The sequence below is a fragment of the Agarivorans gilvus genome, assembly GCF_001420915.1.
Lineage (GTDB): Bacteria > Pseudomonadota > Gammaproteobacteria > Enterobacterales > Celerinatantimonadaceae > Agarivorans > Agarivorans gilvus.
In genome coordinates, this window is record NZ_CP013021.1 from 4,111,114 (window position 1) to 4,128,573 (window position 17,460).

The window sequence follows — 17,460 nt, forward strand, 5'->3', positions numbered from 1 at the left end:
AAGCTAAGGGCTATTTGCGATAGCATGTTATACTGCCGCTTTGGCTCGTTTGGAGCCAGTTTTACGCGGAAAGAGAGTGAAAATGCTAGAAATTGGACGCCTTAATCAATTAACAGTGATTGAATTGGCCGACTTAGGTGCTTACCTCGATGGAGGAGAGTGGGGAGATATACTGTTGCCCACTAAAGAGTTGCCTGAGCACTTAGCCGAAGGTGACGAGCTTACCGTCTTTGTTTATCGAGATAATGAGCAAAATCTATTAGCCACCCGGCAAACACCGAAGGTGCAAGTGGGTGAGTGTGCCAATTTGCTAGTGAAAGAGATCAACGATGTCGGTATTTTTCTTGATTGGGGCTTAGAGAAAGACTTATTCCTGCCTTTCAGCGAACAACAGCAGCCGATGGAAGTAGATCGCCACTACGTGGTTTATGTTTATTTAGATAATCAGCAGCGCATTACTGCGAGCAATAAACTAGATCGCTACATCGATAAAAGCCCCCACCATTATCAACGTGGCGACAAAGTTCAGCTGTTGATTGCGGGTCGAACCGAACTGGGCTACAAAGCCGTGGTGAATCATCAACACTGGGGCGTGTTGTATTACGACCAAGTCTTTAAGCGGATCCGCGCAGGTTATAGCTGTGAAGGTTATATTCAAAAGGTGCGAGAAGATCAAAAATTGGATGTTAGCTTAGAGCCGATAGGGATTAAAAAAGCCATTGATATTGGTGAGCAAATCTTGACTAAGTTAGAGCAAGAGCAGGGTTATTTGGCGCTTAGTGATAAAAGCTCCCCTCAGGCGATTGCTGCGATTTTTGGGGTAAGTAAGGCTACCTTCAAAAAAGCCATTGGCCGTTTATATAAAGAAGGCCTGATTACCATCAGTAAAACCGGCATCGTGCTTAACAGCAAAGACTAAGCAAAAAAAAGGGCCTAAAGCTTACGCGATAGGCCCTTATTATTGGTTATAGCTTAAATCGCTTCCGCTTCTTCTACCGCTTCAACGAAATTGTATTCTGCGTTAACTCCTGCTTCCAAGCTTACAGTAGCCTGTTGAGCCTGAGGATCGGCGATGCTAATTTCGTTATAAATTTCTGGATCATCATCAACAGCGCTGCAGCTAAAGGCAACTAGATAATCACCTGCGGGTAGGTAAGAGAAACTATAAACATAGTCGTTAGTTTCGCTATCTTGTTGCACCATTTTAGAGGCATAAGGTGCTACTACCTCTGCGGGCACATCGGTATCTATCTCTGGGTCAAACTCATCGCCCAATACTTCAGTTTCACCAATCGGCGCATTATATAAATAAACCACATTGCCGGTATCTGCGGCGCATTCACCGGCTGAAAATAAGCTCGGGTCAACGGTGCCCGATAGGCTACCTACAGCTGTGTTATCAATAATTGTCACACCGTGGGGTTTCAAATTAAAGCTAGTGCCATTGGCTGTGCTCACCAAGGATTTTCTTAGATTAAAATCAATGGTATAGGCTTGAGTCCCTTCACTGGTCACGGTAAAACTGCCCAGCCGTAATTTATTACTTGGCGTTTTCAGTGGTAGGGTGGCGCCTACTTCGTCAACCACGTTACAAAACTCGGTGCTGCCATTTTGGTTTTGAGGACACTGGTAAGTATTGATGATCAGTTCGCTGTATTCACCAATCGGCAGCTCAGCGTCACTTAGCACCAAGAGGCTGTCGCCATTTTGGTAATCAAGCAAGTTAATACTAATGGGTTCGCCGTTTTCGTCTTCAATCAATAGCTCAATGTCTGCTTCATCGGGGCGCTGTAAGGTAATTGAGCTATAACTTACATTAACCTCTTGAGCGCTATCTACAGGCGCGTCGGCGATAGAAAAAGACACTTTAGCGGTATTTAAAGAAGGTGAGTCATCGCTTCCGCAGGCGATTAATCCAGCGCTTAACGATGCTATCAGTGATACTTTTAAAATGTGATTCATTTTTGTCTCTTTTTAAAATTAATACTTGATGGGCTTCGTCTAGTTTGTATTTTGCGTATCACCTTAAGAATAGTATGTTTTTGGTGCTTACAAAGAGGGATTGTAGCATAAGTGAGGCCCGTTCACCCTTTTGGGCTGGGTGAAACAGGCATTTTTTTGGATAAATTCGCTGTTTACAAGCTGTAACGCAGTTTTAATTTATCGGGATGGGGTGATAAATAAGCTTGTTGTGCTAAATACTGTTTGGGGTGCTCACGTAAGTAGTGCTGAATTAAACTGATTGGCACCAGCAGCGGAAGTATTCCTTCGCGGTACTGGTGAATACGTTCGCTTAACTCACTGCGTTGTTGTGAGCTTAAGTCTCGCTTGAAGTAACCTTGCAGATGCTGCAATACGTTGGTGTGGTTTTTTCTGCTGCAGTTGTGGCGCAGTATCTCCATAAACGCCTTAATGTAATTGTCAAAACCTTGCTTGTCGTGAGGGCCTTGAATGTTGGCAACTAATGGGCCTAGCTTGCGGTATTTTTCAGGATGATGAGCCATTAACAGGTATTTATACTTGGCATGAAATGCTTGCAAGGCAGCTACAGTGAGCCCTTGCTCCGCTAATACCTGCCATTGATGAAAAGCAAAAACTCGATTAACGAAATTTTCTCGCAATATTGGGTCGTTAAGTCGGCCATCTTCTTCAATGGGTAGTAGCGGATAAGCCTTTATTAATTCTGCGGTGAACAAACCTACACCTTCTTTAGCGGCATTGTTGGTTGATGGTGAGTAAACGCTAACTCGTTCCATGCCGCAGCTGGGAGATTTGGCACAAACAATGTAACCACTTAAATGGCCTAATTGAGGTAAGCGGTGCTGGGTGTAGTCCAGCATTTTTTGGGTTACGTCAAAGCTGCCATCGCTGGCTTGCAGTGAGATAAGGTCTTGTTGTTTAACTAAACGTATAGATTTACGTGGGCTGCCTAAGCCAATCGCCATTTCTGGACAGTTAGGTTCAAAATCAAAATACTCAGCGAGTTCTTGTCGACAAAAACGTGATTGCTTGTGTCCGCCGTCGTAGCGCACTTCTTGGCCCAATAGACAACTGCTGATACCCACCGCAATTTTTTCACTAGAAAATCGATTCATGGCTTGCTCCTTATTTCTCACCTATCTAATACGAATTGAGTCGAGCACTAGGATCAATATTACTGAATTTTTGTTTTTGAAATGACCCTTTAATCCAAAATTTGATTGAGTTTACTGGCTAAGCGATATCCGGCTAGAGCCAGCTGTTGCTCGATGAGTGGGCGCTTACTTTGAGCATAAGCTTCACCTAGGTGCTCGGACGAATAGTCGTAGACCATGGGCACTAGTTGCCGAGTTTGCAAGAACCATTGTTGGTAGTCATGCCCCAGTTGTTGCTGGTTTAGCGGGTAATCACGCATCAGTTGCAGGGCATAACTTGGTAGCGGCTTGGCGGCTGAGTCTAATAGTTGGCTATCCCAAATTCGGTGCAGGTTGCTGGGTTTGCCATACCATGTTACTTGGCGGAGATTGCCGCCTCGGTCCTCCGCGTAGGCCACATGCAGTGGCTGGTGCAAATCGGCGAGTAGGTGAATATAAAATTTAAGCGCTTGGCTACGGGTTTGCTTGTTGAGTGAGTGATTAGCCAATTGGCCTTCAAAATAGTTGAGCTGGCTAAGCACATCGCCTTGAGGGTTGCGCTTGGCGAAACTCAAGTTTTGCCCTTTGGCTAGGTTAATATAATGCCATGGCGCGGTGTACTGCCACGCCGAGTCTTTTCTTATTTGATCCGCCCAAGTCGCCACATCAACGAGATTTTGCTGGTCAAGCAAAATGCCAATTTGTTGCTTAGCCGATGGGCTGAGTTGTTGTTCGGCGATGTGAGCAACTAGTTGATGGCCTAGCACGCCAAAGGCCATGCTAGGAAGACTAAAAAAGCACAAATATAAGTACAGTAGGGCGGAACGCAAAGCTTGTTCTCTACTACTGTTACAACAGGGCTAACAGGTTTTCTGCTTTACTTTGATCGAGTCCTTTACCCGGCTCAAGCTTAAGGATGCTAACGGTCAAATCATCAATCAGCATGGCGTAGCGTTGTGAACGTAGCCCGCCAAAGTTACCGGTATCTTTTTCTAGGCCTAAGGCCTTAGTAAAACTAGCGTCACCGTCGGCTAACATCATCAGTTGCTCCGCTTGTTGTGCTTTACCCCAAGCATTCATCACAAAGGCGTCATTCACGGCAACACAGGCGATAATATCAACGCCTTTAGTTTTAAATTGCTCGGCTAAACGAACATAGCCAGGTAGGTGGGCTTCTGAGCAAGTGGGAGTAAAGGCACCGGGAACAGCAAACAACAGTACCTTTTTACCCGCAAATAGTTCGTGGCTCTGGTAGGTTTGCATGCCCTCTGGTGCTAACTCGCTGAGTGGGCTGTTGGGAATTTGTTGTCCTTGTTGAATCATTGCTTGTTCCTTTTACCTTTTGGGCTGAGCTCTGTCTTGGTTGTTAATTGCAGCCTAGAGTTGATTTGGCGCTTGTGCAAGCCGTCACCGAGTATTTATCGAGCAGGCTGTCAACTGTTGTTGCAAGGAATGTTTGTCTAAGGCTTGAGTGCTGATTATTTCAATACGGTTGGTTTCACTTGGCGCTAACAGCTGGAGCGTTCCTGCGCCGTTCACATGATTGATCAGTAAGCTGTGATGCTCAACTTGTAGTAAGGCCTTGCAGCGAAGCAGCTCTAGAGAGTTAATTAAGTCGACTAAGGCCTGCTGGTTGAAGCGCTGGTTTGCTGGGAAGGACCAGCCAAGAGTGCAGATATTGGCATTAGGATCTAAGTGCGCTGTAGTGGTTTCTAGGCCAATAGTGAGCTGCTGCTTACTGATTGGCGAAAACGATATGCTGTGGCTTGGCTGCGTTACCGGAGTAATTAGTTCATCTAGGGCTAAACCTCCGTGTTGGCTAAATAACAACGGTTTATGGTTCAGCTTTAGTTGCTCCAAATACTGCGCTAAGGCTTGGCGGTCGCTATCTTGGTAAAGATCAGTTTTACTGGCGATAATTTTATCGGCAATGTGTAACTGTGCCGCAAAGTTTTCGTGCTCGCGATAACGTTGGTCTGCTAATAGTCGTGCATCTATCAAGGCAAGGCTGTTGGCGATGGTAATGCTGCCTAAGTTTGCTAATTCTTGTAAGCGCTTTTTGATTTGCAAAGGGTGACCCAAGCCGGTGGGCTCGATTAGTAAGCGCTGAGGTTTGGCTTGTTTTAACAAGGCAATCAAGGCCACTTGAAAGGGCACGCCTGCTGCGCAACACAAGCAGCCACCGGGCACTTCTTTAATTGCTACATTACTCGTATTTTGCGCTTTAAGGATGCTAGCATCTAGGCCGATTTCGCCAAACTCATTACTGAGCACCGCCCAAGTTTGTTGCTCGGGCTTTTGTTTTAATAAGTGTTGAATGAGGGTGGTTTTCCCTGAGCCCAAAAAGCCGGTAATTAAATGGCAGGGCACGGCTGTTAGTTGGTGTTGCATGGTATGGTTCGCTGGCTAATAAACAACAGTGACTAGCGACTATAACACAGCCAAGGTCGGCATTTTTACTCAGCCTGCGGGTATTTATGCTTTGGATCTAGCCTGTTGTATTTTCTGACAAATGTGCTCGGCTATAGGAAAAGCAGAGGTGGCTGCTGGTGAAGGCGCGTTACAAACATGCAAGCTGCGGGGGCTGCTGGCGAATAAAAAATCATGGACTAGGGTGCCATCTTTGAGAACTGCTTGGGCGCGAATACCAGCTGGATAGGCATGTAAATCACTGACCTTAAGGCTAGGGCAGTACTTTCTCACGCGCTCTAGGTAAGCTGATTTAAACAACGAGTCCTTAGTTTCGCTTAAGCCATGTCGAAAATGCTGTTTGGCCACTTTCCAAAAACCACAGAAGCTAAGCATCTGTTTAACATCTGCGAAGTTGATGGAGCCTTTGGCGTAGCCCTCTCTAGACCACCCTTGAACGGCATTCGGGCCTACGGTTACGCTACCATCAATCATTTTGGTTAAATGCACACCCAAAAACGGTAGCTCGGGATCGGGGATGGGGTAAATAAGGTGTTTGATTATTTGGCTGTGCTTAGCCGCCAGGCGATAGTATTCGCCGCGATAGGGAATAATCTGAAAGTCGATGTCTAGTTTTAGCATCTCACATAAACGGTCGGCCATTAGGCCTCCGCAGGCAACCAGATAAGCACAGCTTATCGCTCCTTGCTCAGTGGTGATATTGATCTGCTCTGGCTGTTCATCAAGGGCTGTCACTTGGTGTGAAAGCAGAACTTTTCCGCCATTGTCGGTAAATTCTTGAGCTATTTTTTGGCAAATTTGTGGATAGCTAACGATGCCTGTAGCAGGAATGTACAAGGCTCCTAAACCTGCAATATTTGGCTCTCGTTGTTTTAGCTCTTGGCTGCTAAGTTGCTGGTAGGTGATTTGATTTTGCTCACAGCGTTTGGCAAGTTGCTGCATACGAGTTAACTCCAGTTGATTACTCGCCACCAATAACTTACCGCATTGTTGATAGGGAATTGCATGCCGCTGGCAAAATTCGATAGTTTGTTGCAGGCCCTGCTTACAAAACTGTGCTTTTAAGCTCCCCGGTTGATAATAAACCCCGGCGTGGATTACACCGCTGTTATGACCGGTTTGATGGAAGGCCAACGAGGCTTCTTTTTCTAGCAGGGCGATACTGGCATCAGGGTAAGTTTTTTGCAGCTGCAAGGCTGTCGCCAAGCCCACAATACCACCACCAATAACGCAAAAATCATAATCCATTAGGCTATTCCTTGGCTTGCTGCTGTTTCGCTGACCTTTAACTGAGCTAGGTAACTGATTGTATTTAGACTAAAGATATCAAGTGATAACTGAATTCACCACTCAGCAATGATAAAGTCAAATTTATCAATTTGCTAACGAGATGTTTAAATGGATTTAACAATTTTTAACGCTGTATTGTTGCTGTTGCTGGGGTTGGCCGCAGGCGTGATTAATACTTTAGCGGGTGGTGGCTCTAATTTGACCTTGCCAGCATTGATGATCATGGGGATGCCGGCAGAGTTGGCGAACGCGACTAATCGGGTTGGAATTTTTTTGCAATGCCTCACTGGCGCTCTGGGATTTAAAAAACACGGTAAGCTGGATACCCAAGATCTAGGCCCAATATTATGGCCTACGCTAATAGGCGGTTTAGTTGGAGCCTTAGTGGCATCTTACGCCGCCGCGTGGTTAGTTAAATACTTATTGCTAGGTGCGATGTTGGCAATGGCTAGCTTAATGCTGTTCAAACCTTCTGTGGTGGCTCCAGACCTAGGTACTCAGGCTAAAACTGTGGCCGAGAGTTCCAGCGCCAAGTGGAGCTTAATGCTGGCGGGCTTTTATGGTGGTTTTGTACAAGCTGGGGTGGGCTTTATCTTGTTAGCCGCCCTTGCAGGGAGTTTGCGTTATGATTTAGTAAGAGCCAATGCATTGAAATTGGTATGTACTTTGGCATTTACCAGTGTTGCCTTAGTCGTTTTTGTCGCTAGAGGACAAGTGGTGTGGTTGCCGGCCTTAGTCTTATCTTTAGGCTATATTGCCGGTGCTCATTATGCGGTGAAATTTGCTATTCAGGCAGAAGCAAGCACTCTAAAGTGGTTTTTGTTTATTATGACCTTGCTGGGCTGTATTGCTGCGTTTTGGTTTTAACAACGGGAGCGTTAAATGAAAATTTTATATTTGGCCTTGTGTGTATTCATCATCAGCGGCTGCAGTTCTAAGCCACCAGGTATCGAGCCTGTTGATAATTTTGAGTTAAGCCAATATTTAGGCACTTGGTATGAAGTTGCCCGTTTGGATCATGCCTTCGAGCGCGGTATGAGCCATGTGAGCGCAACTTACAGTGTGCTGCCGAATGGCAAAGTTAAGGTGATTAACAAGGGCTTTTCCGAGCAGGAGGGGCGTTGGTTAAGCGCAGAAGGCCTAGCCTATTTGCCCGAGCAAGGACGTGGTTATTTAAAAGTTTCCTTTTTTCGACCGTTTTATGGGGCCTACGTGATTTTTGTTTTGGACCAAGAAGCCTATCAATATGCCTTGGTTGCGGGACCGAGCAGAAATTATTTGTGGTTATTGGCAAGAAGCCCAGACCTACCGCATGCTATTCGTAGTGAACTTGTATGGCGGGCCAAGCAGGCAGGCTTCGATGTAGATGAATTAATCTATGTGGATCATCAGTCAGAGGTAATTAAACACCAGGAGTAACTATGTGGGTAGAAGGTCGAGTAACAAAGCGAATTGATTGGAACAAACAATTGTTTAGCTTACGGATAGAGGCCGACATTGCCCCTTTCGTTGCCGGGCAATTTATAAAGTTGTCTGAGTTACAGCAAGGGAAGCGGATTGCTCGTGCCTATTCTTTGGTAAACCCTCCGAGAGCAGATTATCTTGAAGTATTAGCGATTAAAGTAGAAGACGGTACTCTTTCGCCTAACCTGCATAACTTACATGTGGGCGAGACTATTGAGGTATCGAGTGCTGCCGCAGGTTTTTTGGTGCTTGACGAAGTCCCGCCGGCTAAACATCTATGGTTGATGGCAACAGGGACCGGTATTGGACCTTACCTGTCGATGTTGGCCACTGACCAGCCATGGCAGCGTTTCGATAAAGTGGTTGTGGTATACGGGGTTAGATATGCCAGAGACTTGGCTTATTTGGACGTGTTGGAGCAGTACCTGCAGCGTTATCCTCAACAGTTCGTTTTGCAAACCATGGTCACGCGGGAGAACTATGCTGGAGCTTTAGTTAAGCGCATTCCTGAGGCGCTTGACGATGGTAGCCTAGAGAACGCGGTGGGCTTATCTTTAAGTCCCGAGAGCTCTCAAGTGATGTTGTGTGGAAATCCTGAGATGATCACTGCAGCAATGCAATCTCTTGAAGGTAAAGGTTTAAGTAAAAACCTAAGGCGTAAACCGGGGCAGGTTACGGTTGAGCGATATTGGTAGGGGGCTTGAGCTAATGAGTGGCGTAAGTTTTGCTTGAAAATTGAGCGATGCGTTTTAGAATTAAGCACATTATTGTCAGTATTTTTTACATGCAATGGCAGAAATATTCGAGGCTTGGGTGTAAATAGCTGTTAAATAATGCTTTTTTATTTTGGCCTGATTGTTGCTTGTTTACGTGGTATTACCAGTTTGATATACAGAATGCTATTTAGGGGGCGTTGTGTTGAAGAAAATTTTATTAGCGGCAAGTTGTGCCGTATCGCTATCGGCCTTTGGTGCGACGGAGACATGGTCTTTCGAGGACTTTTCTCGTGACTTCTATGATTACGGAAATAGTTTCTCTGGCACCTCAGGATCAGGCATTGGCCTTAACTTAACCGGTTGGTCGAATACCGGCTCTGGTGAAAGCATCGAGGATGCATATTTGGATTATGCAGACGGTAATGGTTTAACCTTGATGAACCGTGATGAGTGGCCTATTTATCCGGACCATGGTATTGACAACAGTAACTATCTGCCAGGTTACAATGACTACGACATGGTATTGCTGAGTTTTGATACTGCGGTTAATTTAGCGGGCTTTTCTCTTGGCTGGGCTTATGAGTATCGAAATGGACGAGACCGAGCCGGCCGTCATGCCGATGTCTCAGTATTAGCCTATAACGGAGCAGATGCTCCAGTTTTAGCGGGTAGCACTTGGAATGATGTGGCTGATTTAGCCAGCGGCTGGACCAGTGAAGCGCAAGTTTACGATGCTGACGATTATGCTTATCAAGCGATTTCCAGCAGTACCGAATCAAAATATTGGTTAATTGGCGCTTACAATCCAGTATTTGGCGGGTCTGGGCAATATGCAGGTAACGATGCCTTTAAGTTGGCTGGGGTGCAAGCTGAACCTGGTGCGCAACCAGTCAACAGTGTTCCAGAACCCGGCACTGTGTTGTTGTTCGCTGCGGGCCTATTTGGTATTGCATTGCGTACTAGAAAGCGCTAACTGATTATTTGAACCTCCTTTCCTTTCTGAACAAAAATACGAAATACTCTGTGTTTCGTATTTTTTTGTCTTTTTTTTAGTCCTTGTTCATTAGATACTGTTTTTAGTCGAATTAATTTGCTCTGATCTCGCAAGGATTGCCGCTACCCAATGAAAAAATTATTGATTGCTTTTGTTTTATCATCGCTAGTAAATGTGAGCTTGGCTAATGAACAAATGAACGATTATGAAATGGCGGTTAAAGCCTTTCATAATGGTGAAGAAAACGAAGCTTTTATCTATTTAAAGAACGCGTTGAAGGCCGATCCTCAACACCTTTCTTCTAAGTTATTGTTAGCTAAAGTGTATTTTTACGCCAATAACTTAGGTTCGGCGGAAAAGCAATTACGTGAGGCCCTAGAAATGGGGGCTGATATCAACCTAGTGCTACCGCTATTAGGTAACGTTTTATTGCTACAAAACAAAACTGATGAGCTGTTAGCGTTGGCAGATAGAGAGCACGAGTTTTCTAAATCAACACAATTTGAGTGGAAGCTGCTGCAAGGGCAGGTACTGTTAAAGCAGGGGCAAACGGAGTCGGCTAAGCAGCTGTTTGAACAAGCTACGCAACTGGCTCCCGGCAAAACCGCGGCAATGAATAGTTTAGCCATGTTATACCTTCAGCAAAAACAATACACTTTGGCTGAACAGTGGATCGAACGCTCTTTAGCACAAGAGCAAAGTAATGAACGCACATGGTTATTAAAAGGTGACTTAGTTTCTGCTAAAGGCGACTTAACTACCGCTTTGCAGCATTATCAGCGAGCTTATGAACTTGACCCTAAAGATCCTAAGGTCTTGCGTAGCTTAGTTATCATCAATCTAAAAATGGATGAAGTGGCAGAGGCGAAACGCTACCTAAAGTTAGTGCAACAACAAACACCTAATGATCCCACTGCTATTTTGTTGTCGGCCAGTTTATTGAGCGAAGAAGATGGTAAGGATATCGCCGAACAGGCCTTAGCAACTTTAGCGCAAAATATTTCTACCGCCGATGGTGAACAGTTGGCTGATGCGAATAACTTGTTATTTATTCAGGGAGCATCAGAGTACATTCTCAACAACGATGAAAAGGCTCAGCAATACTTGAGTCAATATCTACGCCAACAGCCGAGCGATTTGGCGGCTACCCGCTTGTTGGCAAAAGTGTATTTGCGTAACGGTGAAAAAAGTCGACTGCAGTTGCTATTACAAGATAATTTTGACTACATCATTGGTGAATTAGCCTTATCTAGCCAGTTAGTTTATTTGTATTTGGAAGCGGGTAACCTTTACCAAGCGCAGCAGGCCTTTGAGGAGATCCGCGCCTATCACAGTGGCTCTCCCTATGTGGTGTTGCTTGAAGCGGAGCTAGCGCGCGCCTCAGGTGAGCCTCAGCGGGCCTATCAATTATTAAGCGCTATGCCTTATCAAACGGATGATGCCCCCTTAAAATGGTTGCAGATTAAGGGTGAATTGGCTCTACAGTTAGGCTTGCTCGAAGACGCTAAAGACATTGTGAACGCCTTGCAGCAACGAAACCTGCAAACCGAAAATGCTAATAACTTGCTGGCTGCTTACTACATCAAAACCGAGCAGAACCAAGTCGCTTTGAGTTATTTGGATAAAGTTCTAGCTGTTAATCCTGATAATCTCAGTGCTGCCTATAACAAAGCTGTTGTATACCAAAACCAAGGCCAGTTTCCGCAAGCTTTAGCGCTGCTGGAAACAATACTCGCTGAACATAAACAGCATGCCCCTAGCCATCTGTTAATGGCCAATATCTACTTTCAACAGCAGCAATATAAAATGGTTATCGAGCAGCTGGATACCTTGTTAAATCATCAGCCAGATAACAGAACAGCTCTAGAGCTAAAACTAACCACCTTATCGCGGACTCAACAATGGGAAGAGGCGTTACAGTTAGTTAAAAAACTCAATCGCGAATATATTCTTAACCAAGATTACTTACGTAGCTATGCTGAAGTGTTAATTCAATTACAGCGCTTTGATGAGGCTGATTATCCTCTTGATCTGTTAATTAGTCTTTGGGAAGACCAAGCCCTTAAATTAATTGATTTAGCCAGTTTACAAATCGCGGCTCAGAAACCAAATGACGCTAAGCAAAGCTTGCTTGACGCCTTAGAGCTTGACCCGAGTTTAGCTAGAGCTCTATTAATGTTGACCAGTTTAGAGCTGTCACAGGGGCAGCTGGCTGCTGCGGCAAAAACCTTGGATAAGTTTGAGGCGCAGTTTTCTCAAACTAGTCAATCTTTACTGTTAAGAGGGCGTTTGTTACTCGCCCAGGGTAAGGCTCAACAGGCTCAAAAACGGTTTAGCTCCGCCTTAGCGAAACAACCCTTAAACCGTGAAGCGGCAATTCACCTTTATCAATTAGCTAGCCAAAATATTGGTGTTGAGGCATTCCATCAGCAAATGGAAGCGACGTTGAATGATGGTGAGCAAATGTTTTGGCAACGACGCTTATTGGCTGACAGTTATTTACAACATGGACAAAATACTCAAGCTATTCAGCATTACGAGGTTCTAAGAAAGTCCCCACAGTTGAAAAATGAACCGGGTTTACTTAATAACTTAGCCAATTTATATGCGCTGGATGATTTAGATAAAGCTTTTCAAACGATTAATATCGTCTTACAACAAGGTGTGAAAAGCGCAGCTATTTTAGACACTGCTGGCTGGATAGAGCAGCAGCGGGGCAATCAGCAGCAGGCTTTGGTGTATCTACGTGAGGCCTACACGATGAACGCCTCTGACCCGAGTATTCGGTACCACTTGGCGGTGGTACTTAATAAGTTAAATCGACCAGTAGAGGCGAAGAGAGAGCTAGAAGCGGCACTAGAGTCTGAACAAGATATTGCCGAATATGAGCAAGCGAAAGCTTTGCTGGATAGATTGAATTAAGGCCTAAGTGCTATTCTAGTTTTACAAGGCGTTTATAGTGATGAGGCTTGTGACGGTGGTTGCTGGACACCGTCACTATGCTTAATATTACAGCTTAAAGCGCTGCACTAAAGCTTCTAGCTCTTCGGCTCGTTCGTTGAGGTTCACACTTCCTGCTCGGTTTTCTTGAGCAAGTCCTGCAGACTGACTCGATTGGTCGGCGATATGCACCACGCGCTGGGAAATTTCCTGTCCCACATGGCTTTGTTCTTCGGTAGCCGTTGCAATTAAGGCATTCATATCCATGATATGTTGAATCGACTCTTTAATTAGCCGCAATGCATCGCTGGCTGCGTTGGCACCACTTACTGCTTCTGTACTGCGCTCTTGGCTACTGTCCATGGCGGATACTGCAGCATCAGAGCCGTTTTTCAGGCGTTCAATCATTTCGTGAATTTCACCAGTGCTTTGTTGAGTGCGACTGGCTAATTGTCTTACTTCATCGGCAACCACCGCAAAACCGCGGCCTTGCTCTCCGGCTCGAGCGGCTTCAATGGCTGCATTTAGCGCCAATAGGTTAGTTTGTTCTGCAATTCCTTGAATCACACTTAAAGCTGAAGAAATATTCTGCACATCTCCTTCTAGGCGGCTGATGACTTCGCTGGCTTGGCCTATTTCGTTAGCCAACTGTTCGACACTGTGCACTGCAGAGCTAACCGTGGTCATAGCCTCACCGGCATTACTGTCTACTTGTTGGGCTGAGCTAGCGGCTTGGTTGGCATTATCGGATACGTCGTGAGCCGAGGCGGTCATTTCTGTCATTGCTGTAGCCACTTGTTCGGTTTCCTCACGTTGCTCTAACAATAGTTTGTCGACGCTGTTTGCGCGGGCTGACATGGAGGACGTTTCTTGGGCCACTTCGTGGGCTACGGTGCCGACTTTACTAATTATCTCATGTAGCAAACCAATAAAAATATTGAAGTTGCTAGCCAGTTGACCAAATTCGTATACGTAGTCGGTTCTAAGCCTAGCTGTGAGATCGGCATCGCCAGAAGCTAACTTAGCAAAGGATTGGTTCAAATCTTTTAGCGGAGCCATGATGCTGCGATTGATGAAGTAGCTAATCACTAAAGCTAAGCCAAGAAAAACGAGGGCGGTTATTGAAATAAACAGCATCGATGAGCTTAAGCTTTGCTCTGCTTCATCTTTGAGTTTGCTAATTATCGCGTCAACATCATCGGTATAAAATCCGGTGCCGATAAATACGTCCCATTTGTCTAAATAAATGGCGTAGCTGAGTTTAGGTAAGGCTTCTGTGCCACCTGGTTTGGGAAAGTAATAGGTATAGAATTCACCGGCTTTAGAAGCCTTTAGCAAATCTTGTACTATGTACTGGTTTTGCTTGTCTTGTAGGGTCCAGTAGTTTTTACCTATACCATTATCACTTAATCCGAGTAAAAATCGTACGCCACTTTTATCGTAACCAAATAAATAGCCACTTTCGCCGTATTTTAGACGTTTAAGTGTCGGCAGCGCTTGCTCTAAATTACCGCCGTTTTCGTATATATCCGCGATGGATGAGTAGGCCATATCAAGGTAGGACTTTAATTCATCTTTACGCCTGTCCATCATGCTGGCTTGAGTCTCATTACTTTGCGCATGGCTCAAAGCGCTAGTTTCATGATAACTGAGGTATAACATGCTACCAGCCAGTACAAGCAATGGCCCGATGGCAAGGATTAGCAAACGTTGGTTAATGGTTAGCGACATAGTTAGCTCCTGCTGCGCTAGTGCGGAACGAATAACGATTATGATTAGTATCGGTTGTTATGCACCATAATTTAGAAAAAATTAATATAAAAATTACTACAAGGTGAAACGGCTCACTAATTCCTCTAGCTGTTGTGCTCGTTGTTTTAAACTGGCGCTGCCAGCCTGATTTTCTTGGGCAAGCTGCGCTGAGGCGTTTGAATTTTCAGCAATCTGTTCAATTCGCTGAGATATATCTTGGCCTACATGATTCTGTTGTTGAGTTGCGCTCGCTATCAATGCGTTCATATCCATGATGTGCTGCACTGATTGCTTAATCTTCAATAGGGCTTCGCTGGCTGCATTGGCTCCTGTTACTGCTTCGCTACCTCGTTGTTGGCTATGGTTCATCACCGAGACCGCCGCATCTGAGCCACTGATTAACCGTTCAATCATCGCATCGATATCACCAGTGCTCTGCTGGGTGCGGTTGGCCAAGTTTCGAACTTCATCGGCCACTACTGCGAATCCACGTCCTTGTTCACCAGCTCGAGCCGCTTCAATTGCTGCATTTAAGGCGAGCAGGTTGGTTTGTTCGGCAATGCTTTGAATCACGTTTAAAGCTGCGGATATGTCTTTAATGTCGACCTCTAGTTGGCTGATCACTTCACTGGCTTGGGTGAGCTCTTCTGCTAGTTGTTCCACTCGATGAACCGCGCCTGTGACGGTTGTCATTGCTGTCTCAGCACTGTTATCAACCTGATGGGCCGATTCAGCAGCTTGATTGGCATTGCTACTGACATCATTTGCTGAAGCCGACATTTCGGTCATAGCGGTGGCCACTTGTTCAGTTTGTTGGCGCTGCTCTAATAATAGTTGGTCAACATGATTTGCACGTGTCGACATAGAGTGGGTTTCTTCAGCAACGTGTTGTGATACCGCACCCACTTTACTAATGATTTCATGAAGTAGTGAAATAAATGCATTAAAATTGGTGGTTAACTGAGCAAATTCGTAAACATAATTATCGCTGAGTCTGGCACTGAGATCGGCTTCGCCTGAGGCTAGCTTGGCAAAGGAGCGATTGAGTTCCTGCAGTGGCGTCATGATGCTACGGTTGATAAAAAAGCCGATAACCAGAGCGAAGGCTAGCAATGCAACAACACTCACAGCAATGAGTTGTAAGGATGATTTCAAACTTTGCTCACTTTGCTGCTCTAATTCGCGGATGACTGTTTCTATATCGTCGGTATAAAACCCTGTGCCCATCATTAAATTCCAACGCTCTAAAAAAATAGCGTAACTTAACTTAGGTAGGGCTTCTGTTTGTCCCGGTTTAGGGAAGTGGTAGGTGTAAAATTGTTTATTTTTAGATGCCTTAATTAAGCCCTGAATGAGGTACTGACCTTGTTTGTCTTGTAGTGACCAAAAGTTTTCTCCTAGACCTTTATCAGAGCTACCCGAAAAGATACGAATACCCTCGGCGCTGTAACCAAAAATATAGCCAGATTCGCCGTACTCTAAACTTTTTAAAATAGGCAGTGCTTGCTCTAAGGTTCCGCCAGCTTCGTAGATGCTAGCAATAGAAGAGTAGGCTAATTCCATATAAGAGCGTAACTCTACTTTCTTTAACTTTAACATACTTTCATGAGTTGCTTGTGATTGCTCATGACTGAGTTTTTGGGTTTCTGAGGTGGTGAGCCATAGGATGATAATGGCAAAGACAAGTATGGGTGCTATCGATAGTAAGAGTAGCCGTTGGCGAATAGTTAAAGACATAGAACTGTTCTCAAATTAATTATAATTTTAGTTTTTACTTAAGTGTAGACTGCATTTACTTTGATAAATTGGTCGCTGCTAGTGTGAACTGGTAAATGTGATCAAGCTTTGTTTTAGATGGATTTTATAGTGGCTTTTTAGAGGGGATATTTTGTTGCCAAATCTTGGCCGGTACAATTTCTAAGGCCGTTTTATAGCCAATGTTGAATAAGCGTAGTTTGGCATCATCACTCAAATGAAAATCAACCGGAGAAGTATTTCCAGTGTTGACCACTATCGTGCGATGCCAAAACTTTTCGTTAACGTACTCGCGGGATATGGTAGTCATGAAGGTGCGAATTAGTAGCGAAATATAAGCGGCTAAGGGGACAAAACCATTGGTTTGCACCGGTCTAATGTCATTATCACCGCGTAGTCGAAAACAAATAACTGGAGTACCATCTTCGGCCCAGTCTTGATGAAGTGCATCTTCAGAGAGAATACTTCCATCTACCATGAGATGCTCTTGGTAGGGCTTAAAAGAAAAGATCAGTGGAATGGACATGGAAAAACGTACCGCCCTTGAGACTTTTTCATTAGGGGTTTTTAGCGCGTCAAACACGACCGGAGAGCCAGAGCGAACGTCGGTTGCTACAATATGCAGCTGCATCGGTAATTGGCTAAAGGTAACTCCCATGAGTAGCTCGTCGATCCAAGCTTCAAACTTGTCTCCCGAGCACAAGCCTCCGTTACGCAGTAGGCTAAATAAGGAAAAACCTTTGAAACGTTCAAAGTTGGTATCTAAGGCGATTTGTTTGATTTGCTGAACATCCATACCACTAGCAAATAATGCGCTAATGATGCTGCCTCCAGATACACCAACGATGTGAGAAAATTCGATTTCCAGCTCTTTTAAGCCGGCCAAAATACCGATGTGCGCAGGTAAGCGAGTGCCTCCTCCGGCAAATATAGGCACTAAAGATCTTAAGGCTTGGCATTGCGTCGTGCTGTTCATAATAAGATGATAGCCCAAGAGTGTCAGTGA

The 17,460-nt window shown here is 44.9% G+C and carries 15 protein-coding genes; 6 read left to right on the forward strand and 9 right to left on the reverse strand.

The features are described from left to right. Positions 1–82 precede the first annotated feature (82 nt). Entirely contained in the window at positions 83–919 is an 837-nt protein-coding gene (locus AR383_RS19610; protein WP_055734658.1) for a CvfB family protein, read from the forward strand. Between the two features lie 53 nt (positions 920–972). Here AR383_RS19610 and AR383_RS19615 read toward each other — a convergent pair whose 3' ends face one another. The 6 genes from AR383_RS19615 to lhgO form a co-directional block, all read right to left on the reverse strand. Continuing rightward, positions 973–1,962: a DUF4382 domain-containing protein gene (locus tag AR383_RS19615; protein WP_055734659.1), complete on the reverse strand. Its 990-nt coding sequence runs from the start codon at positions 1,960–1,962 to the stop codon at positions 973–975. Positions 1,963–2,135: 173 nt separating this feature from the next. Then, positions 2,136–3,095: a DUF523 and DUF1722 domain-containing protein gene (locus AR383_RS19620; protein WP_055734660.1), complete on the reverse strand. Its 960-nt coding sequence runs from the start codon at positions 3,093–3,095 to the stop codon at positions 2,136–2,138. 89 nt (positions 3,096–3,184) lie between these two features. Then, positions 3,185–3,943 carry a S1/P1 nuclease gene (locus tag AR383_RS19625; protein WP_157051804.1) on the reverse strand — a complete coding sequence of 253 codons (759 nt, stop codon included), beginning with the start codon at positions 3,941–3,943 and terminating at the stop codon, positions 3,185–3,187. 19 nt (positions 3,944–3,962) lie between these two features. After that, positions 3,963–4,436: a peroxiredoxin gene (locus AR383_RS19630; RefSeq protein ID WP_055734662.1), complete on the reverse strand. Its 474-nt coding sequence runs from the start codon at positions 4,434–4,436 to the stop codon at positions 3,963–3,965. A gap of 84 nt (positions 4,437–4,520) precedes the next feature. Then, positions 4,521–5,504, reverse strand: coding sequence for a CobW family GTP-binding protein (locus AR383_RS19635; protein ID WP_055734663.1), 984 nt, complete (start codon positions 5,502–5,504; stop codon positions 4,521–4,523). A gap of 84 nt (positions 5,505–5,588) precedes the next feature. After that, positions 5,589–6,791 (reverse strand): L-2-hydroxyglutarate oxidase, encoded by a 1,203-nt coding sequence (gene lhgO, locus AR383_RS19640; RefSeq protein ID WP_055734664.1) that lies wholly within the window; start codon positions 6,789–6,791, stop codon positions 5,589–5,591. A gap of 150 nt (positions 6,792–6,941) precedes the next feature. Here lhgO and AR383_RS19645 point away from each other — a divergent pair, with 150 nt between their 5' ends. The 5 genes from AR383_RS19645 to prsT all read left to right on the forward strand — a co-directional run bounded on the left by AR383_RS19645 (position 6,942) and on the right by prsT (position 12,929). Next, positions 6,942–7,700, forward strand: coding sequence for a sulfite exporter TauE/SafE family protein (locus AR383_RS19645; protein ID WP_055734665.1), 759 nt, complete (start codon positions 6,942–6,944; stop codon positions 7,698–7,700). A 15-nt stretch (positions 7,701–7,715) separates the two neighbouring features. Then, on the forward strand, positions 7,716–8,252 hold the full coding sequence (locus tag AR383_RS19650; protein WP_055734666.1) for a lipocalin family protein: 537 nt from the start codon (positions 7,716–7,718) through the stop codon (positions 8,250–8,252). 2 nt (positions 8,253–8,254) lie between these two features. Further along, positions 8,255–8,992: a ferredoxin--NADP reductase gene (locus tag AR383_RS19655; RefSeq protein WP_055734667.1), complete on the forward strand. Its 738-nt coding sequence runs from the start codon at positions 8,255–8,257 to the stop codon at positions 8,990–8,992. 220 nt (positions 8,993–9,212) lie between these two features. Beyond that, entirely contained in the window at positions 9,213–9,986 is a 774-nt protein-coding gene (gene xdp1, locus AR383_RS19660) for an exosortase-dependent surface protein XDP1 (protein WP_055734668.1), read from the forward strand. 150 nt (positions 9,987–10,136) lie between these two features. Next, positions 10,137–12,929: an XrtA/PEP-CTERM system TPR-repeat protein PrsT gene (prsT, locus tag AR383_RS19665; protein WP_055734669.1), complete on the forward strand. Its 2,793-nt coding sequence runs from the start codon at positions 10,137–10,139 to the stop codon at positions 12,927–12,929. Positions 12,930–13,016: 87 nt separating this feature from the next. On the opposite strand, the gene AR383_RS19670 is transcribed toward prsT, so the two are convergent. The 3 genes from AR383_RS19670 to AR383_RS19680 form a co-directional block, all read right to left on the reverse strand. Further along, positions 13,017–14,678, reverse strand: coding sequence for a methyl-accepting chemotaxis protein (locus AR383_RS19670; RefSeq protein ID WP_055734670.1), 1,662 nt, complete (start codon positions 14,676–14,678; stop codon positions 13,017–13,019). A gap of 96 nt (positions 14,679–14,774) precedes the next feature. After that, positions 14,775–16,436, reverse strand: coding sequence for a methyl-accepting chemotaxis protein (locus tag AR383_RS19675; RefSeq protein WP_055734671.1), 1,662 nt, complete (start codon positions 16,434–16,436; stop codon positions 14,775–14,777). A 124-nt stretch (positions 16,437–16,560) separates the two neighbouring features. Continuing rightward, on the reverse strand, positions 16,561–17,430 hold the full coding sequence (locus AR383_RS19680; protein WP_055734672.1) for a patatin-like phospholipase family protein: 870 nt from the start codon (positions 17,428–17,430) through the stop codon (positions 16,561–16,563). Between the last annotated feature and the right edge of the window lie 30 nt (positions 17,431–17,460).